This window comes from Embleya sp. NPDC020630, from assembly GCF_044334985.1.
GTDB lineage: Bacteria > Actinomycetota > Actinomycetes > Streptomycetales > Streptomycetaceae > Embleya.
This window is the reverse complement of record NZ_JBIRUB010000015.1, coordinates 146988-164919: the sequence shown is the minus strand read 5'-3', so window position 1 is coordinate 164919 and position 17932 is coordinate 146988. Positions and strand designations below refer to the sequence as shown.

The following is a 17932-nucleotide window of genomic DNA, read 5'->3' as shown; positions in this document are numbered from 1 at the left end:
CGGGGTGTCGGAAGCGGAGGCCGCCGCGAGTGCCCGTCTGTGTGCGCTCGAGGAGGGGAACACCCGTCGACAGCCGCGCGCGGTCGGAGTATCGCTTCGCGGCGCGACTCGAACACCCCAACATCGTGCGGATGCTCGACATCCTCCATGAGGACGGCGAACTGTTCCTCGTCATGGAATTGCTGGACGGCGAGTCGCTCGACCGGATCCTGCTCCGACGCCGCCTCGACATCGGCCAGAGCTGCGCGATCGGTGTGGCGCTGGGCAACGCCCTCGACGTCGCACACCGGGCCGGAATCGTGCACCGCGACGTCAAGCCGAGCAACGTCGTCCTCTGCCGCAGCGGCAGGGTGGTACTCCTGGACTTCGGCATCGCCGTGGACTCCGTGGTCGCACGCGGTCTTACCGCCACCGGCCACGTGATCGGCACACCTCTGTACATGGCGCCGGAGACGATCGCCGGGTACGACATCGGGGCCGGCATGGATGTCTACGCGCTCGGCTGCATCGTCTACCGGATGCTCAGGGGGCGTCTGCCCGAGGAGTTCGACGGACGCAACGTCGCCCGCGTCCTGATGGCGAAGGTCTCCCAGGACATCGCTCCTCTGACTCCCGCAGACGTTCCGGGCATCCCGCGGGCGCTCGTGGGGTTGGTGGGCCGGATGCTGGAGCGCGACCCGACCCGGCGTCCGTCCGCGAGCGCGTGCGCGTCCGCCTTCGCCGAGTGGTCCGACGAAATCCCGCTTCAGGGCCTGCTCGTGGACATCGAACACACCCCGCCGATCGCGGCGGGGGAACCCTCCGCGATCGACCGCACGTCCACGCCACGCACTTTCCTGGGGTCGGCGGGCCTGACCGTGACGGGCGGCAACAATCGGTCCGCCGCCGATGTGGGGGCCGTCGAGAGACCTTGGTGGGCCACACCCGGGCTCAGTCACGCACTGCTGGACGAGGCCGGGCACGCGGAGGCGGGTGCGTCGCCGCACTCCATCGCACGCCATCCTCGACCACCTTCCGTGGAACGCATCGACAGTCGCTTCCACGAGGCGGTCGCCCTGGCCAAGCGGGGCGAGCTGTTGCCCGCGCTGCGGTTGCACGAGGACATCGCCGAGCTGCGCGCCACACTCCTGGGCGCCGACCATCCCCTGACCCTGGCCAGCCGCTTCTGGGAGGCGTGGTGTCTGGGCGCCCTCGGGGAACACGACCGCGCCGATGTGCTGTTGCGCCGCGTCGTCGAACAGGCGGAAACATCAGCACTGACCGAAACCACACACACTGCGGTATCCGGGTCTCGCACCCGGCGCGAGACCGGACTCTGACCTTGCCAGACGGGGGACATCGGATGCGCCTTGAGATCATTGTCGACCACCCGGATCGGGAGGGCGAACTCCGCGCCCTGCACGCATGGTTGCTGGCCGACGAGCGGCTCGCGTCGACGGGACCCGAGCTCGCCTCGTTGCGGCCGATCGGGGACGGCGAGATGGGGCCGGCTCTGGATCTGATCCAGCTCGGCATCGACGGAGGCCTCGGGATCGCCGACCTCGCGCTCGCGGTCGCGACCTGGCGCAGAAGTCGGGTCGAGCCGCCGTCCGTCGAACTCAGGCGCGGTGAGGTGTCGGTTGTCCTGCGGGGCGCCGACGACGACGATGTCCGGCGCATCATCGCCGCCCTGGACCGATGACGCGCCGGAGGAAGCACACCGGGAACCCGTAAACCATCCGGCGGTCACGACAAGGACGGGGAGAACCGGGTGCAGCAGCCTCCCGACCCTGAGGCCTCCCGCGCGGTCCTGATCGGCACCGCGGGGTACGCCAACCTGCCCGAACTCACAGCGGTGACACGGAACCTGGCCGCGATGCACACGATGTTGTGCGACGCGGATCTGTGGGGGCCGGCGGATGCGTCGTGCCGGATCATCAAGGACCCCGAACAGCCGGCCGATGTCGTCGACGGGGTGAGCGAGGCGGCGCGCGAGGCGAAGGACACGCTCGTGGTGTATTACGCGGGCCACGGACTCCTGGACGCCGACAACATCGATCTCCACCTCGCGCTGCGGCATTCGCGGGAGTTCCGCGGGTACACGGCGCTGTCCTACCACTACATCCGCCAAGCCGTGATGCGCAGCCCCGCGAGGCGTCGGATCGTCATCCTCGACTGCTGTTACAGCGGCCGAGCGGCACATCCGTTGATGGGCGCGAATGGAGACGACCTCGCCCAGCACGCGGTCGTCGAAGGCACGTATGTCCTGACGTCGTCATCCCGCGACTCCGTCTCCCTTTCGCCTGCCGGAGAGGTACACGGCGTTCACCGGCGAGTTGCTCTCGATCGTGCACGACGGTATCCCCGACGGGCCGGACCTGATCGACCTCGAAACCCTGTACACGCACCTCGACCGCCGGCTGCGTGCCCGCAACCGTCCCCCTCCGCAGCGGAACTGCCCTGTGGGGCGCCCGGGACACCGACAAGCCACCCGACGATCTCCATCTGCACCTGCACCTGCACCTGTCGCAGTTGTTCAACGAACTCGGCCAGGTCGACGAGGCCGCGGAGGTTCTCCGGGAGGTGTACGTGAACCTCGACGACAGGCACTCCCGCGACGTGCTCGCTCGGGTGTCGTTGGCCTACGCCAGGCTCATGCGCGAGCGTGGCGACTACGCGAAGGCATGCGACGTGCTGGAGTCGGCCGTCGAATCACTCGGCGGTACCCCGCCGGTATCAACCCGGTTCCCCGCTGCGAATGCGGGGTATTCGGGCGCCGTCGGCATGCGTCCCGAGGCGGAGGAAACCGCGAGGCTTCGACCGCTCGCCGTCCCGACGACCGACCTCCCGCGTCTTCGAATGTGCAGGGGGTGCGGGGCCCCGGACTCGGGAAAGCCGTTCTGCGCGTCCTGCGGGACCGTGCGGGACAACGGGTGACCCCGCCCGGCTGTCGACGGTGGTTGGTGGCCTCGTACCGGTCGAACGCGCGGGTGCACTCCCGGCGCGGGGCGGTGAGGGATTCGAAGAGGAGGTTGCGGGTCGGGTCGCCGTGGGTGCGTACACCGGGGCCGGTGACCTGGAATTCGGCTCCGTGGAGGTAGACCATGGAGTTGACGGTGGCCGGGTCCGCGGCCGTTTTCTCGACGGCGGCCAGGATGTCGGGCGGCAGGCCCGCGGCGACCTCCTCGAAGCCGGGCGGCCATTCCCAGGACCGGTCACTCACCGGCGATCTCGCGGTGCGCCTCGGCCCGCAGGCGGGCGATCTCGGTGCCCGCGGTCCGGATCTCCTCGGGGTCGTCGGACCGGGCGACGTCGCGTTCCAGTTCCCGCAGACGTCGGGCCAGGGCCGGGCGGCGCTCGATGGCGACGAACACGGCCCACTTGCGCAGGAAGAGCCGGACCGCGTTCGGCTGAAGGTTCTCGGCGACCCAGTCCAGGGCCTCGTCCTCCTCCTGCCGGAACTCGGGCAGGTAGGTCGGGCTCAACACGGCCACCGCCCCACGAAGCGCCCGACCGACCCACAGCCTTCGCGACCACGAACCCGCCGGGCCGAGAGTCGCCCACTGCGGGTTCTCGACCGTGCGTCGGCGTCGGAGCGAGACGATCCGGACGACAACCAAGTACACGGCTATGACTTCGGCATCACCGTCGGACCCCGACCGGCCATGGCCTGTGCCGAAGGGCCCGAACGGCGCTGCGAGATGTGGCCCTCCCCCGGAGCGGCGGCCGGCTCGGGGATCGCGGGGGTTGCGGACCGGCGCGCGTGGGATTGGTCCGGTGCTCCGTTCAGCAGTGCCCCGCCCAGGGGGGTGAGTGCGTGGAGGACGGCGCCGCCGTGGCGGGTTGTGGTGATGAGGCCGCTCTCGCGCAGGACCGTGGCGTGTTCGCTGGCGGTGGCCGGGGACATGGTCAGGCGTTGCGCGAGTTGTCCGGTCGTGCAGTGCCCGTCGCCGACGGCTTCCAGGGCTCTGGCACGTGTTCGGCCGAGCAGGGCCGCGAGGGCGTTGTGGTTTCGTGTGGTCTGTGGATCGGCAAGAAGCTGCGCGGCGTCGGCTGCGGTACGCATGACCGGGAGGAACACGACGGTTTGGTCCCCCTCGCCGCCGACGAACTCGTAGGACAGGGGGTATTGCGCGAACACGGAGGGCACCAGTTGCAGGCCGCGCCCGCCCAGGACGACGTCCCGCGTCACCGGGCCGCGTCCGATTTCCAGGTACGGGGGCCGCCAGCGGAATCCCGGGGGCAGTCCGGCGAGCATGGCCTCGACCCCGTGGGTCGCCAGCGCGTGGGCGCGGTCGGCCTGCTCGGCCAGGAATCGCGGGTGGATGCGCGACCAGTGGGGGGCGATCGCGATCCGGTGATGGTCCCTGAGGAATCGCACCAGGTCGCTCCGCCTGGACCGGTCGTGGGCGAAGTCTCCCATTCCCGCGCCGGGCCCCCGGTCGGGACGGCCGGTGTGCAGGGCTCGGATCCTCTCCCCGTACGCCAGTTCCGTGTGCAGGTGGTCCGGCCCGGCCGCCGACAACGCCTCCAGTCCTTCCTCGAGATGGGGCGTGGCTCCGGTCACGGTGAACAGGTCGAGCGCCTGACTGTCGAACAGGGAAGCGAACGGATGGACGCCCCCGGCGGACTCGCCCCGCACCCGGGTTCGCCAACCGCCCAGCAAAGCATGGGCGTTGCCCCGGCTCAGCGTCGTCAGGCTGAGCATCGTCTCGCCCAAAGGGCCCCAGCCATCCACCACGCGGGTCCGCGCCAGATCGGCGGCGGTGAAATGGATACGTAACATCGCTTCCTCGTTCTGCGGCCATCGGCTGGGACCGAGTCTCACCGCCGCGCGTTCGAAGCCACAAGAACCACTTTCGGTCGTTCCTCCGCCACTGCGGCGGCGATTCCCCGGCAGCGGAAGCCGGTCGGTCGCCGCCTGGATTCGCGCTCGCGGCCGACTGAGCCCTGGATGCTCCGGTATCGATGCGCCGGGTCCGGAACTGCCCGCCCCTGCCCATGTCCGGACGGCCGTCCGACCAGCGACATTCGGTCCGGGCCGAAAGCCTTCGTCGCCGTCGGTGTCGACTCGGGAGACTTCACCCAGGCGCGAGGCACAGGACACCGTGTCCCGCGCCCCTGGGCACAAGACCCCGAAGAGCACCACCGGTTGCTCGCGAATCGTCAATCGGCGTCCCGGTGTTCGGGACATGGGCCGGCCTGTGCCCGCTCACGCCGGGGAGTCCGCTACTGGAGGCTGGGAATGTTGGTGACGGAGTTCAGCACGGACGTCGTGGCAGCACCGGACCGGTTCGCGTTGTGGGAGGAAGCGGCGGAACAGTCGCACATACGCAATCGGCTGCACAGCAACGACCGCGACGACTTCCGCGCCGGGATGCGCGCCCTGGACTTGACGGAACTGGGGGTGGCCGCGCTCGCCTACTCGCATCTGGAGGTCGCCCGGACACCGCGGCTGATCCGACAGTCCGACCCCGAGGTGTATCAGATCAACTACTTTCTCGGTGGACACGGGGCCGTCTCCGTGGGCAAGGACGACACGGCACTGCGTACCGGCGACCTCTTGGTCATGGACAGCAGCCGCCCCTTCCGGGGCGAGGTCCACGCCGATCCCGGCAGTTGGTCGCACATGACTGTGCAGTGTCCGCGGGAGTTGCTGCCGTTACCCGCGAAGACGGTCCAGCGCGTGCTCGCCGTGCCGATCAGCGGGCGCAGCGGCATGGGCGGGGTGTTCGCCCGTTGGTTGTCCGACCTGAACGCGCGCGCCGACGAGTTGACGCCGGCCGATATTCCCACCCTGGCCTCGGTCACCCTGGATCTTTTGGCATCCGTGTTGGCGCGCTGCGTGGAGTCGGAGGAGATGCTGAGTCCGGATGCTCGAAGGACGGCTCTGCGTGCCCGGCTCGTCGCGTTCATGGAACGGCGCCTGGCCGACCCGGATCTCACGCCTCGGGCGGTCGCGGAGGCTCACCACATCTCCTTGCGTCACCTCCAGCAGCTTCTCGCCGAAGAGGACACGTCACCGGCGGCCTGGATACGCCGGCGCCGTCTCGAGCGTTGCCGCCTCGATCTGGCCGACCCCCGCGCGAGCGCCCACCCGGTCCAGGCCGTCGCCGAACGTTGGGGCTTCACCAACCCGACCCACTTCAGCCGCCTGTTCCGGGCGACCTACGGCATGCCGCCGCGAGACTTCCGCAATCTGGTGCTCACGGCATGCGCGAATGGTCAAGGACAGCGCGCGGAATGACTGGTCCGGGTGCTGTGGCGCTCGACATCCTGGATTCCTCGGCGAGAGCGGCTGCGGACGGGAAGCAGCCACCGCGATGCCGGCATTGAGCCCCGTGCTCACGCCGCGCCGGCATGGGCATCGTTCTCCCCGCCCACTCACCGAGGCAGGCCCGGATCCCTCGTTTCCCCATCGGACACTTCCCTGGCGGGCTGCGAGGGCTGACCCAAGAAGGAGTGGTCATGCTCGACAAGATCGGAAATCTCGGAACCTTACTGCTGGATCGGTTCCTCCCCTCCACCGACGCGGAAGCGCTCTCCTGCACGGTGCAGTGCAACTCGCGTCACCACTGGCAGGAGTTCTGCTGCCGCGACGGCGGGGGCTGCTACTGGAGGGGCGACGAGTCGATCAACCGCTGCTGACAGCGCGGTTCCAGTGACCGGGGAGGGCGCACCGCTCGGGACGCCCTCCCCGGCACGACGGGTCTCCGGCCGACGGGTCCCGAACCTGAGAGAGGCCGCGATGGACTACTTCGCTTACGGCGTGCGCGGGTTCGTGATCGCCGTGTTCCTGATCGCCGTTGCCGGCAAGGTCGGCGGGACCGGGGCATTCTCCGCCTTCGTCGACTCGTTGCGGCCCCTCGCCGTGGTGCCCGAGTCGGCCGTTAGGGCGGTGGGGCTCGCGGTGGTCGCGGTGGAGGGCGCGATCTGCCTCGCGCTGGCGTGGCCGTACGCCCCGGCGACACGGGCGGGCCTGGCGGCGGCCACCGCCCTCCTCGCGGTGTTCGCCGTGGTCATCGCCCGGTCGGTGAGCAAAGGAACCCCCGTGCTCTGCCGGTGCTTCGGCCGCTCGACCGCGCCGCTGGGTCGGGTGCACGTCGTACGCAACGGGTTGCTGGCGTCCGTCGCCGGCGCCGGCACCGCGGCGGTGGCGGCCGGCCCGGCGGGCGGATCGCACGTCGGAACGGCCGCGGTGGCGTGGTGCGCGGGCGTGATTGTCGGCGGCGTGGTCACCGTGCTGGAGGACCTGGTGAGCCTGTTCCGACCCGCTGTTCCTTCCTTCCCGACCGAGTGAGTAAGTGACTGAGAGGTGCCGGATGGCTGCTCTGACCGCGGCAGTGGTGCTCGTTGGCGCCCTGTGTGTACTGGATCTGCTGCTTACCATCGGAGTGATCAGGAGGTTACGGGGGTACGGCCCGGCCGGACCCACACCGGGGCGGGGGATGACGCCGCTGCGCCCCGGAGAGGAACTGCCCGCCTTCACCGCCGTCACGGTGGACGGCGCAGCGGTGGACCCGTCCGTGCTGCCGGACGAGGCACTGATCGTTTTCCTTTCGCCCACCTGCGCCCCGTGTCGCGCGAAGCTGCCGGAACTCGTCGCGTACGCCGCCGCCGAGCCCGCCGGCCGGGACCACACGCTCGCCGTCGTCGTCGGCGAACCGTACGAGTGCGAAGGTTTCGTCCGGGAGTTGAGCCCGGTGGCCCGGGTCGTCGTCGAGCCGAAGGGCGGTCCGGTGTGCGCGGCCTTGCGCGTGGACGCGTTCCCCACGAGCCTTCACGTGCGCACGGAACGGAACCGTACCGTCGTCGTCGGTGAATCGGCGGAGTCGGCGGAGTCGGCGCGGAAGGTATCCTCGCGATGAATCCACCCGTACCCGCACGGCGGGGCGGGCTGCGTCTGGCGGTATCGCTGGCGCTCGGGGCCGCTCCCGTCGCGTGCGTGCTGTTGGGCGCGCTGACTCTGGCCACCGGTCTGTTGACGGTCGCCACGGCGTGGTTGACCAAGTCGGTGCTGGACAACCTGGGTTCGGACCAGGGCACGAGCGCGCTGCTCGCCCCGGGTGTCGGCCTTGTGGCCGTCGGGACCGCCGCCGCCCTCGTGCCACACGTGTGCCATTATCTTTCCGCCGAGGTGAACCGGCGTACCGCTCTGCGCGCCGACGCCCGGCTCTTCGCGAAGGCGGCGGGCTTCCCCGGCCTGAGCCGCTTCGAGGACCCGAAGTTCCTGGACCGACTCCAGCTGGCGCGGCGCGGCGGTGGCCACATCCCCGCGCAGGTGCTGAATGCGGCGCTCGGTCTGGCACGGTCCGCGATCACGGTCGCCGGGTTCCTGGGTTCCCTTCTGGTCCTGAACCCGCTACTGGCGGTTTTGGTGGCCGTCGCCGGAGTGCCGACACTCTGTGCGGAGCTGGCCCTGGCCCGCCGACGGGCGAATGTGGCCTGGCATGTCGGGCCGAGGGAGCGACGGGAATGGTTCTACAGCAGTCTCCTGGTGGATGCGGACGCCGCCAAGGAGGTGCGGCTCTTCGCCATCGGCGACTTCCTGCGGGGACGGATGCTCACCGAGCGGCGAACGGCCAACGCGGCGCGACGGGCCGTGGACCGGCGCGAGGTCGCCGTGCAGTCGTTCCTCGGACTGCTCGCCTCGCTGATCTCGGGCGGAAGTCTGCTGTGGGCGGTGTTCGCGGCGTCCCGGGGCCGGTTGTCGGCGGGTGACGTCACGCTCCTGGTCGCCGCCATCGCCGGCACCCAGTCCTCGTTCGCCGCGCTGGCGCAGGAGGCGGCCCGCGCCAACGAGTCGCTGCTGAACTTCAGTCACTACCAGTACGTGATGGACGCCCCGCCCGACCTGGCACTCGCACCAAAACCCCGGCCCCTGCCCGCCCTGCGCCGCGGCATCGAACTGCGCGACGTGTGGTTCCGGTACTCGGAGCAGCACCCGTGGGTCCTCAAGGGCGTCGATCTGACGATTCCCCACGGGAGTTCGGTCGCGCTGGTGGGCCTCAACGGGGCGGGCAAGACGACGCTGGTCAAACTGCTGTGCAGGTTCTACGACCCCACCCGGGGCGCCATCCTGTGGGACGGCGTCGACCTGCGCGAGGTCGATCCGGCAAGGTTGCGCGACCGGATCACCGCGGTGTTCCAGGACTTCGTCCAGTACGACCTGACGGCGGCGGAGAACATCGCACTGGGTGAACTGGACGCGCTGGACGACGAGGAGCAGATCGTGGCGGCCGCCCGGCGAGCCGGGGCGCACGACACTCTCGAAGCGTTGCCGGAGGGCTATCGGACGCCGCTCACCAGGACGTTCTTCATGGAGGCGGACAAGGACGATCCCGAGTCGGGTGTGCTGCTCTCCGGTGGCCAGAGCCAGCGGTTGGCATTGGCCCGGGCCTTTCTGCGGGGCACCCGGGACCTGATGATCCTCGACGAGCCGTCGGCGCGACTGGACGCCGAGGCCGAGTACGCGATCCACACCTCGATCACGCGGTACCGCCGCGGCCGGACCAGCGTCCTGATCTCCCACCGGATGGGTTCGCTCCGCAACGCCGACGTCATCGTGGTCCTCTCCGAGGGGCGCGTGGTCGAACGCGGCGACCACGCGCGACTGCTGGCGCTCGGCGGCGAGTACGCGCGGCTCTTCGCCATCCAGGCCGCGGGCTATCTGCCCGACGCCGTCGAGCCGCCCGAGGGAACAGCGCTGACGCAGGTGTCGCCGTGACCGGTCGGCGGAGCGTCCGGTGGTCGGCGGTGACGCTGGCCGTCCTCGCGGCCTGCGGCGCGGGCGCCGCCCGCCGGCTGCTCGTCGTCACCGTGCGAGGGGCGAGCATGGTCCCCACACACCACCACGGGGATCGGCTGCTGGTGCGCCGGACGCGTACGGTGCGCCGGGGGCAGGTCGTGGTGGTGCTGCGCCCCCGGTCACCGGCGGTCTGGCGGGAGGACCGGCGCAGTCCGCTGATCGTGAAGAGGGTGGCGGCGGTACCGGGAGAGCCACTGCCGCGTGGGACGGTACCGCCGTCCACGGAGAGCCGTGACGGGCGGGTTCCTCCGGGATTCGTGGTGCTCCTCGGCGACAACGCCGCCGCCAGCGTGGACTCGCGCCAGTTGGGCTTCTTCCTGTACGGCGACGTGGTCGGCGTGGTGACGCGATCCCTGCCCCGCCTCGAAGACGCACACCGACGGTGAGCCCCCTGCCCTTTGACGGCCCCGGGAGGCCGGGGGCCGGGCGTACACCCGGCGCGATGGGTCGAGCGGTCGCGGCAACTCTCGTGTCGGGCACCGCGCGAGCCTCCCGGGACGGAGCGGACCGGAGGGGGGCGCGTTCGAGTTCCACACGTTCGACGCGGCGGACCCGTGTACGTTCCGCGCCGCCGGAGACCGGATCACGATCGTGGGCCTGGAGATTCCCAAGGCGCTGATCGGGATGTCCGCGGCCCGGGCAACGCGTGCGATGGAACACCCCGTGTCGGGCCGGAAGGGATCGGGCCCCTGTTGGCCCAGACGCTCCTGCGCCTGGCGTCCGACACCACCGCCCACCGTCCGCCGGACGCCCGGCGTCTGGGCATGGTCGTCGCCCATCTGGTCACGGCGATGTTCGCCCACACCCTCCGGGCCGACTCCGGGTACCACGCCTCCTCGACCGTGTGGATCCGTGCCGATGGTGTACGCGGCCCCGCGATGGAGCCGTGGCCGGCGAGTGGCCTGCGGGTTGTGGGGTAGCCGCGCCCGTAGGCCCCATCACCCGGGGAGCGAGTTCGTTGGCCGCAGTCGCGCTGAGGAGCCGCACCAGGCGCGGGGAGGAAAGTGAGGATTCCATGAGCACCGTTGGACAGTCGGGCCGCGGCAATTCCCAGGAGTCGATGGGCAATCTCGTTTCACGAGCGTCGCAGCAGATTTCCGAGTTGGTCCGCGAAGAAATGCAGCTTGCCCGGGCGGAGATGACCCAAAAGGGTAAACGTTTCGGGGTCGGCGGTGGCCTGTTCGGCGGCGCCGGCCTGGTCGGCGTCCTGGCTGCGGAGGCCCTCGTCGTCACCGTGGTCGCAGCCCTGGCCCTGCTTCTGCCGGTGTGGGCTTCGGCCCTGATCACCGCTGCCCTGTTGACGGCCGTCGCCGCGGGAATGGCCGCCGCCGGGAAGAAGCAGATCGCCGAGGCCGGCGCTCCCGCACCGGAACGGACCATCGACAGCTTCAGGGCCGACGTCGCCGTAATCAAGGAGAAGGCACACCGATGACCCACCAGCCGCAGGACAAGGAATCCGCGCCCACACGCGAGCAATTGCGCGAGAAGATCGAGGACACCCGCGACGAACTCGGCCGCACGGTGGAGGCGCCGGCGGCCAAGGCCGACGTCAAGTCCCAAGTCAAGACCAAAGCGGCCGACATCAAGGATCAAACCGCCGAGAAGGCCGCCCACGTCACCGACCGGCTCCGGGACAAGGCGGCGGAGGCCACCGAGTCGGTCAAGGACAAGACGCCCGACCCGGTCCTCGACAAGGCGGCCCATACCGCCACCCACCTCCGCGACAGTGTGGCCCGAGTCGGACACCTCGCGGCCGACAAGACCCCGGACCCGGTCCGCGAGAAGGCCCACATGGCCGCGACCACGGCAAAGGCCAACCGCACGCCGCTGATCGCCGCGGCAACCGTCGCGGTCGCCGTGGTGGTGCTGCTGCGCCGAGGCCGGAGCCGCCGGTGAAGGCGTCCAAGATCGCGTACAAGCCGGTCGGCCTGGTGCTCGGTGCCGCCGCCGGCATGATTTCCGGCGTGGTCTTCAAGCAGACGTGGAAGATGATCGCCGACGACGGCGCCCCCGATGCCACGGACGAGGACCACACCTGGGCCCAGGTTCTGCTTGCCGCGGGCTTGCAAGGCGCGATCTTCGCCGTCGTCAAGGCCGCCGTCGACCGGGCCGGAGCGGTAACCACCCGGCGCCTGACCGGCACTTGGCCCGGCTGAAGCCGGGTGAGCCGGGTACGACCCCGCGCTGTCCCGATGGCGAACAGAGCAGGCCGTAGCGTTCCAAGGCCTTGATCACCCCACGCGGCAGACGTACCTCCGGTGAACGAGGCGGCCGGGACGCCGAGTTGTCGGGCGGTGTAGTCCACGACGGCATCGCGATGAGTCCCGGCCGCCGAACTCCGAACACCGAACGCGAGCACCACGCCGGGGAGTCGTGAACCGAACACGACGAACAGCGCGGTGGCCGCGCGCAGATCGCGGACGACCATGCCGCACACGACAGGAAGCCCGCAGCCGGCCGGCTCGTCCTGCCCGCCGGGCGTGGCCGCGCGGCGGCTCGGAGTGCCGTCGGCGAAAGGCGCATCGGAGCGGCGGGTGGGGCACGGTTATCGCGCCTCGAAGGCGGTGCGCAAGATGTCGCGATGGGCGCGGACATGGCGGATGTCCGCCTCGTAGAGGTCGGCGTGGCCGTCGGCGATGTGTTGCCGGAACGCCTCGTTGCCCCGTGCGGCCTGGTCGCGCATGAAGTCGATCAGGGCTTGCAGACGGTCGGGGACGGTGTCGATGACCTCGGCGCCCACGCCCGGCCCGTACGCCCGGCAGAAGGCGGCCACCCGGCGTCCCTGCTCGTGTGGCGTGCCGAAGCTCTCCGGGTTGTCCGGCGCCTGCAGCGGCGCGAACCGGTAGACGGTGTAGGCGACGTCCCAGACGCGTGGCCCCGGGTGTGCGGCGTCGAAGTCGATGAAACCGACTGCCGCGCCGTCCTTGACCACGCAGTTGTACTGGGCGGCGTCGCCGTGGCACATGACCTCGGCCGGCTGCCGGACGGGGAACAGCCAGGGGTCCTCGGGGTCCGGCCGGAACGTGACGCTCGCATCGTGGAGGTCTCGCAGCAGTGTGGCCGCGGAGGTGAGAAGTTCGGGGCTTCTGAGGTCCGGAGTGAGCGCGTTGTGCACCTCGCCGTCGAGGAAGGTGAGCATCTCGTTGCCGTCGGCGTCGAAGCCCCGTGGCTCCGGTACGCCGTGGAACCCCTGGTCGTGGATGTGGCGTAGCAGCCGGTGGATCGCCGGCGTCGCCGGGGATGCCGGCCGGTGGACGACGTCACCGTGGCGGCGCACGACGTTCACGCCGCCGCGGAATTCCTGCCATTCGGTCATTCGTGCCTCACTGTCGCCGCGCACTGGACACCGCTGTGGGTCGTAGGTCGTGGATCGTGGGTCGAGTTGCAGGGCCGGCCAGGTATCGATGCGTCGCCGCTGTCGCGCCTGTGCCGATTATGGGTCGGACTTCGGAAAAGCCGACTGGCTCAAGCGTGACGGTGGCCGCCCACCCCAGCGGAAACGCCTCCGCCCGGTGGGCGGCCCTCGCCGTGAAGCGTGACCCTGTTCGGTCGTCGGCACCGAAGACACCACCCACCGCGCGGTCGTCGCGCCGCCTCGAGAGCCACCACCGCTCCTCCGCCACAGGCGCCACGGCGAAGCGGAGTTCGGCTCCGGCCCCGACGGGCCGGGGCCGGACTTCCGACGTCTTCGGGGGCTTTCAGACCCGCGTGGCGGCGACCGTGGTGGGGAGCGCCCAGCGCTGGGACGGGGAGCCGTCACACGTGGTCAGGTCCAGTTGGGTGCCGCTCGAACCGATGCCCGACGGGTCATGGAGACACAGCCCCGAGCCCAGATTCCACAGGCCGCCCTCGAACGCGGGCAGCCAGACCTGCTGCGGTCCCCCGTTGCACGGATACAGCGCGACCTGCGTGCCCGTCGTCCCGACGCACATCCCCGCGTGGCTGATCGTCCCGTCGATCCCGGCGGTCCACTGCTGCGCCGCCGAAGTGGTGCACGCCTCGACGGTGATCGGGTTGCCTGCCGTGTTCGCGCCGTTGCGGTTGTTCAGGCACGTGTTCGACGCGCCGGAGCGGGTCTGTCCCACCGGATAGCCCGGCTTCGACGTCGACGAGAACGACGTCGTGGCCAACCCCGTACCGCCGCTCCACACCTCGAACCCGGCCTCGACCGCGGTCAGGTACCACTCCGGTTTGACCGCCCCGCGCACGACCGCGTCACGCACGAACGCCCGCAGGTCGAGGTTCGTGACGGTGTCGGTCGGGTTCACGAGCCGGTACCCGACGAGCGGCCAGGTCTTGCCGTTGGCGGACATGCTCGTCTGCCACGCGACGTACTGGACGCCGTTGATGCTGGCGATGCTCCCCGGCGGGCTGTCCGACACCGGGCGCCGGTCGAGCCAGATCATCAGCTCGGCACCGTCGGGCTGCCCGCTCGTACCGGGCGTGGAGTTGAACCACAGGTCGTACGCCGTGTTGTAGTTCCCCGTCGGTGTCTGCCTCGTCGACCAGCTGGACGTGGCACTGCCGATGCGATCGACGCGCAGGGGAAGGTTCGTGTTCGACGAACAGGTGCTCCAGTGGCAGCCCTCGAAGATCTCCGGGTAGCTGACCGGACCCTGCGGGGGACTCGCGGACGCCGTCGACGAGACCACGGTGAAGTTCGCGCCCCCGTCGGTGGTCAGGCACTGATCGACGTTGGCGCCGTAGTTGTTGTTGTCGACGATGTAGCGCCCGTTCGCGACGGAGGCTGTCTGGTATTGCCCGCATAGCGTCTGCGTCGTGGCCTGCGCCGACGTCGGAGCGGTGAGCGTCCCGATCGCGGCGAGGACCAGGCCGGCAAGCCCGAGTTGCCTGCGTCTGCGCGTACGAGTACCGATTGGCATGACGATCGACCTTCCCCGTGGTTCGGTTCCGCCGGATCCGCCGGGGAGGATCGGTACGGCCGGGTTCGTGGTCGACCCTTGCGGACCTCGCCCACACCGCCGAAGCCAACCAACTCGTCGAGCTGGTAACGGCCGGGCGGAACCCGCGTATTCGAGCGCTCCCCCGCAGCCCGAGCGCCGTTGCCCGAGACACCGTACCCGGTCGGACCCGCAACTCGACCCGGCCCGTCTCGACCCGGACCACCGGGTGGCGGGCTTGCCCCCGGTGAAGAGCCGGGAGTGGAACCCGGGTCAGGTCGGAGATCGACTCGGCTTGGCCCACGAACGGGATCCCCGACCGACGCCGAGCACGAGATCCCGACGCCCACGAGCCCGAGGCGGCGGCTGGGATCGGTGGGGTCGGGTGTTCAGGCGGGGACGGACCCGGGGCGGGCAGGTGTCAGCCGGCGAAGGTGCGGCGGTATCCGGACGGGCTGGGTCCGGGTCATCACGGAGAAGTGGATTTCCGGTCGAACCGAGGCGGCCGACCCCGAGACCCGGGACCTCGTGGCCGACTTCGACGCCGACCCCGACGCCGCGCGCGACGCGGTGCTCGCCTCGGTTCGACCGTGATGCCCAGGGCACCAGTTCCTCCGGCCGGCGGGCGGCTCGCCACGCGGTGGTGGGCCGACCGGGTGCGTCACCGAGGTCGCTCCGGATCGGCCCCCACGCGTCCCGGGAGCTGCTCGTTCGCCCATTTGGTTACCGTATGTCATGTATGCGGCAAGAAAGTTGGTACGCTCCCGGTCGTGACGTTGACACCCAGTTTTCGGGCGCACGGACTCGACCGCATGTTCCTCGGATGGGAGGAGCGCGATCCGGGGCGCTCGGATGTCTCGGGAATCGCACATTTCGAGGGCGCCCCTCCGCGTGTGGAGGATCTGCGCGCATGGCTGGCGGGCTTCGTCGATGTTCTGCCGGGACTGACCTGCCGGCTCGTGGGCTCGTCGCGGCGCGCCCGGTGGGTCCACGATCCTCACTTCGACCTCGGCCGGCACGTCGTGGAGGTCGAGGTGGCGATGAACACGCCCCTCGAAGCGGTGGCGGCCTCCGTGCTCGACCGCCCGCTGGAACGGGATCGGCCCGACTGGGACCTGTCGCTGATCCACGGCTACGAACCCGGCTGCTACAGCCTGTGTTACCGCGTCCATCACTGCTGCCAGGACGGCGGCGCGGCGTCCCACACTCTGCGCACCGTGCTCACCGGCGCCGCCCGGGCCGGGACGAGCCGGCCCGCACCGCTGCCGGGCCGGGTGATGCGGGCCGCCGGGCTGTTCGGCCGGCTGCTGGGCGAGATCGCCGGAACGAGCCTCGCCGGGACGAGCGCGGCGACACCGCTGTCGGGGCGACGTCGTCTCCTGTACGCCCACGTGGACACCGCACGCCTGCGACGCGTGGCCCAGCCGCTCGGCGGCGGCCCGAACGAGGCCCATCTCGCCGCGCTCACCGGCATGTTGCACCGGTGGTCGGAGGCGTCCGGAGTACGGCTACACCGGCCCGCGCTGTTCCTGGCCGTCGATGCCCGCCGTCCCGACGACCTGCCGTCGTGGGGCAACCGTGTGCTCGCCCTGCGGCTGCCCCTGCTCGGCGCGTTCAGTTCGCCCCGGGAGCGCCTGGTGGACCTCATCGCCCGAGGCGCCGCCGCGCGAGGTCGTCGCGCGGCCGCACAGGACCTCGTGCGGTGGCTGCCCGGTCGCCTCTGCGGTTGGCTACTGAGGCGGCAATTGCACCCCCGGCATGTGATCGGCGGCAGCACCACGCTCCTGTTCACCGCCGGCGCGGGCTTCGACCCGAAGTCGGTGGCCTTCCATCCCGCTCTGCCGCCCGGCCACCTGTTCGTGGCGGCCCTGCTCGTCCACGGCACGAGTGCACAACTGTGTCTCGTCGTCGACGAGGCGCTGCCCCTCGGGGAGCGGATGGCCGACTTCTACCTCCAGGCACTGGCCGACCTCGAAGCGCCGGCGCCGCCGGTCATCCCGACACAACCTCCGCGGGCGAAGCCGACCCACTCGTGAGGCTGCTGATTCTCGGCGGAACCTGGTTCCTCGGCCGCGCCCTGGCCGAGGAGGCCGTCCGGCGCGGCCTGTGCGTCACCACGTTCAACCGCGGCCTCTCAGGCCCCGACACACCCGGCGTCCGGGCCCTGCGCGGCGACCGCTCGTCGCCCGACGCCATGCGGAGCCTCTCGGCGTGTGGCCCGTGGGACGCCGTGATCGACACCAGCGGTTACATCCCCCACACCGTCCTGCACGGCGCACGCGGCCTCCACGAGGCCGTCGGCCGGTACGTGTTCGTGTCGAGCGCCGCCGCCTACCGCGACTGGCCCGAGCGGCACGTGAGCGACGAGTCGGCGATCCGGAACTGCCCACCGGACGCCACCGGTTCACTGCCGGGCTCCGTGCGGCCGTTCGCACCGCAACGGTACGGAGAGCTCAAGGCGGGCTGCGAACGCGCCGTTCGCTCCGTTTTCGGCGACCGGTCGACGATGCTGCGGGCCGGCGTTCTGGTCGGCCCGTACGAATACGTCGGCCGGCTGCCGTGGTGGCTGCGGCGCGTGCAGCGCGGCGGGACCGTACTCGCCCCGGGTGATCCGAACCGGCAGGTACAGGTCACGGACGTGCGCGACATCGCCGCCTTCGCCCTCGACGTGGCCGTACGCTCGCAGGACACGTCGTTCAACCTCACCACGCCCCTGGACGGATCGCTCACCTTCGCCAGACTGCTCCATGCCTGCCGCCTGACCACCGGCTCCACGGCCTCCTTCACCTGGGTGGACGACGGCCACCTCCAGCGCTGCGGCATCAGCCCTTTCACCGAGCTGCCCCTGTGGCAGCCCGGACCCCGGGCGTGGACCATCGCGGGCGACCGCGCGCGTGCCGCCGGATTCTCCTGCCGTCCGATCGAGGAGACCATCCACGACACCTGGGCATGGATGACCACCGGCGACCCCGCCGTGGCACACCCCCGCCACGACGAACACGGAATGGAACCCGCGAAGGAGCGGCGGATCCTCACCACCTGGCGCCTGCGAAAGGACCTCGGGCACGTACACGAAGCCGCGCGAGGTACCGGGCCGGAAGCCGTCCCGCCTCCTCGACGACAGCGCCGCGTCCCTGACCGGAGGGACTGAAGGCACTGAACTCGCGGATGAACGTCCGGAGCCCAGTGGGGGGATCGGGGTCCGGCGAGAGGCGGTGGCCGGTTCGATGCGCGGGGTGCGTAT

20 protein-coding genes are annotated in these 17932 nt (G+C 70.6%); 16 read left to right on the top strand and 4 right to left on the bottom strand.

Features of this window, described 5'->3' with window-relative positions:
- Positions 1-29 precede the first annotated feature (29 nt).
- From ACH4XV_RS36245 to ACH4XV_RS36230, 4 genes are all read left to right on the top strand, one after another.
- A complete protein-coding gene (locus ACH4XV_RS36245; RefSeq protein ID WP_395796772.1) occupies positions 30-1319 on the top strand; it encodes a protein kinase in 1290 nt (429 codons plus the stop codon).
- Positions 1320-1342: 23 nt separating this feature from the next.
- Positions 1343-1681, top strand: coding sequence for a hypothetical protein (locus ACH4XV_RS36240; protein WP_395796770.1), 339 nt, complete (start codon positions 1343-1345; stop codon positions 1679-1681).
- Between the two features lie 69 nt (positions 1682-1750).
- The gene (locus ACH4XV_RS36235) at positions 1751-2572 is read left to right on the top strand and encodes a caspase family protein (RefSeq protein ID WP_395796768.1); all 822 of its coding nucleotides are present in this window, start codon (positions 1751-1753) and stop codon (positions 2570-2572) included.
- Positions 2512-2916, top strand: coding sequence for a hypothetical protein (locus ACH4XV_RS36230; RefSeq protein WP_395796766.1), 405 nt, complete (start codon positions 2512-2514; stop codon positions 2914-2916). The genes ACH4XV_RS36235 and ACH4XV_RS36230 overlap by 61 nt, the downstream gene beginning before the upstream one ends.
- A gap of 278 nt (positions 2917-3194) precedes the next feature.
- Here ACH4XV_RS36230 and ACH4XV_RS36225 read toward each other — a convergent pair whose 3' ends face one another.
- On the bottom strand, positions 3195-3473 hold the full coding sequence (locus ACH4XV_RS36225; RefSeq protein ID WP_395796764.1) for a hypothetical protein: 279 nt from the start codon (positions 3471-3473) through the stop codon (positions 3195-3197).
- Positions 3474-3607: 134 nt separating this feature from the next.
- Entirely contained in the window at positions 3608-4765 is a 1158-nt protein-coding gene (locus tag ACH4XV_RS36220; protein ID WP_395796762.1) for an ArsR family transcriptional regulator, read from the bottom strand.
- 459 nt (positions 4766-5224) lie between these two features.
- Between ACH4XV_RS36220 and ACH4XV_RS36215 the strand changes: the two genes are divergently transcribed.
- The 10 genes from ACH4XV_RS36215 to ACH4XV_RS36170 all read left to right on the top strand — a co-directional run bounded on the left by ACH4XV_RS36215 (position 5225) and on the right by ACH4XV_RS36170 (position 11943).
- Positions 5225-6226, top strand: coding sequence for a helix-turn-helix domain-containing protein (locus ACH4XV_RS36215; RefSeq protein ID WP_395796760.1), 1002 nt, complete (start codon positions 5225-5227; stop codon positions 6224-6226).
- A 221-nt stretch (positions 6227-6447) separates the two neighbouring features.
- Positions 6448-6627 carry a hypothetical protein gene (locus ACH4XV_RS36210; protein WP_395796758.1) on the top strand — a complete coding sequence of 60 codons (180 nt, stop codon included), beginning with the start codon at positions 6448-6450 and terminating at the stop codon, positions 6625-6627.
- A gap of 100 nt (positions 6628-6727) precedes the next feature.
- Positions 6728-7279, top strand: a complete 552-nt coding sequence (locus tag ACH4XV_RS36205) for a MauE/DoxX family redox-associated membrane protein (protein WP_395796756.1) — start codon at positions 6728-6730, stop codon at positions 7277-7279.
- 22 nt (positions 7280-7301) lie between these two features.
- Positions 7302-7847, top strand: coding sequence for a TlpA family protein disulfide reductase (locus ACH4XV_RS36200; RefSeq protein ID WP_395796754.1), 546 nt, complete (start codon positions 7302-7304; stop codon positions 7845-7847).
- Positions 7844-9706, top strand: a complete 1863-nt coding sequence (locus tag ACH4XV_RS36195; RefSeq protein ID WP_395796752.1) for an ABC transporter ATP-binding protein — start codon at positions 7844-7846, stop codon at positions 9704-9706. The genes ACH4XV_RS36200 and ACH4XV_RS36195 overlap by 4 nt, the downstream gene beginning before the upstream one ends.
- Positions 9703-10173, top strand: coding sequence for a S26 family signal peptidase (locus ACH4XV_RS36190; RefSeq protein WP_395796750.1), 471 nt, complete (start codon positions 9703-9705; stop codon positions 10171-10173). The genes ACH4XV_RS36195 and ACH4XV_RS36190 overlap by 4 nt, the downstream gene beginning before the upstream one ends.
- Positions 10174-10479: 306 nt before the next feature.
- Entirely contained in the window at positions 10480-10707 is a 228-nt protein-coding gene (locus ACH4XV_RS36185) for a hypothetical protein (protein ID WP_395796748.1), read from the top strand.
- A 95-nt stretch (positions 10708-10802) separates the two neighbouring features.
- Complete coding sequence (locus ACH4XV_RS36180) at positions 10803-11219, top strand: phage holin family protein (RefSeq protein WP_395796746.1); 417 nt, start codon at positions 10803-10805, stop codon at positions 11217-11219.
- Complete coding sequence (locus ACH4XV_RS36175) at positions 11216-11683, top strand: DUF3618 domain-containing protein (RefSeq protein WP_395796744.1); 468 nt, start codon at positions 11216-11218, stop codon at positions 11681-11683. The genes ACH4XV_RS36180 and ACH4XV_RS36175 overlap by 4 nt, the downstream gene beginning before the upstream one ends.
- A complete protein-coding gene (locus ACH4XV_RS36170) occupies positions 11680-11943 on the top strand; it encodes a DUF4235 domain-containing protein (RefSeq protein ID WP_395796742.1) in 264 nt (87 codons plus the stop codon). Before ACH4XV_RS36175 ends, ACH4XV_RS36170 begins: the two co-directional genes overlap by 4 nt.
- Positions 11944-12332: 389 nt before the next feature.
- Here ACH4XV_RS36170 and ACH4XV_RS36165 read toward each other — a convergent pair whose 3' ends face one another.
- Together ACH4XV_RS36165 and ACH4XV_RS36160 are read right to left on the bottom strand one after the other, a co-directional pair.
- Complete coding sequence (locus ACH4XV_RS36165; RefSeq protein WP_395796740.1) at positions 12333-13103, bottom strand: phosphotransferase; 771 nt, start codon at positions 13101-13103, stop codon at positions 12333-12335.
- Positions 13104-13485: 382 nt separating this feature from the next.
- The gene (locus ACH4XV_RS36160) at positions 13486-14670 is read right to left on the bottom strand and encodes a ricin-type beta-trefoil lectin domain protein (protein ID WP_395796738.1); all 1185 of its coding nucleotides are present in this window, start codon (positions 14668-14670) and stop codon (positions 13486-13488) included.
- A gap of 788 nt (positions 14671-15458) precedes the next feature.
- Here ACH4XV_RS36160 and ACH4XV_RS36155 point away from each other — a divergent pair.
- The gene (locus tag ACH4XV_RS36155) at positions 15459-16724 is read left to right on the top strand and encodes a wax ester/triacylglycerol synthase domain-containing protein (RefSeq protein ID WP_395796736.1); all 1266 of its coding nucleotides are present in this window, start codon (positions 15459-15461) and stop codon (positions 16722-16724) included.
- Positions 16721-17839, top strand: a complete 1119-nt coding sequence (locus ACH4XV_RS36150; RefSeq protein ID WP_395796734.1) for an NAD-dependent epimerase/dehydratase family protein — start codon at positions 16721-16723, stop codon at positions 17837-17839. Before ACH4XV_RS36155 ends, ACH4XV_RS36150 begins: the two co-directional genes overlap by 4 nt.
- Positions 17840-17932: the final 93 nt, after the last annotated feature.

What these genes read in the sequence shown, in the direction of transcription:
- ACH4XV_RS36240 (WP_395796770.1), top strand. Translation starts at nt 1,343, where the DNA reads ATGCGCCTTGAGATCATTGTCGACCACCCGGATCGGGAGGGCGAACTC.
- ACH4XV_RS36220 (WP_395796762.1), bottom strand. Translation starts at nt 4,765, where the DNA reads ATGTTACGTATCCATTTCACCGCCGCCGATCTGGCGCGGACCCGCGTG.
- ACH4XV_RS36215 (WP_395796760.1), top strand. Translation starts at nt 5,225, where the DNA reads ATGTTGGTGACGGAGTTCAGCACGGACGTCGTGGCAGCACCGGACCGG.
- ACH4XV_RS36210 (WP_395796758.1), top strand. Translation starts at nt 6,448, where the DNA reads ATGCTCGACAAGATCGGAAATCTCGGAACCTTACTGCTGGATCGGTTC.
- ACH4XV_RS36205 (WP_395796756.1), top strand. Translation starts at nt 6,728, where the DNA reads ATGGACTACTTCGCTTACGGCGTGCGCGGGTTCGTGATCGCCGTGTTC.
- ACH4XV_RS36200 (WP_395796754.1), top strand. Translation starts at nt 7,302, where the DNA reads ATGGCTGCTCTGACCGCGGCAGTGGTGCTCGTTGGCGCCCTGTGTGTA.
- ACH4XV_RS36195 (WP_395796752.1), top strand. Translation starts at nt 7,844, where the DNA reads ATGAATCCACCCGTACCCGCACGGCGGGGCGGGCTGCGTCTGGCGGTA.
- ACH4XV_RS36180 (WP_395796746.1), top strand. Translation starts at nt 10,803, where the DNA reads ATGAGCACCGTTGGACAGTCGGGCCGCGGCAATTCCCAGGAGTCGATG.
- ACH4XV_RS36175 (WP_395796744.1), top strand. Translation starts at nt 11,216, where the DNA reads ATGACCCACCAGCCGCAGGACAAGGAATCCGCGCCCACACGCGAGCAA.
- ACH4XV_RS36165 (WP_395796740.1), bottom strand. Translation starts at nt 13,103, where the DNA reads ATGACCGAATGGCAGGAATTCCGCGGCGGCGTGAACGTCGTGCGCCGC.
- ACH4XV_RS36160 (WP_395796738.1), bottom strand. Translation starts at nt 14,670, where the DNA reads ATGCCAATCGGTACTCGTACGCGCAGACGCAGGCAACTCGGGCTTGCC.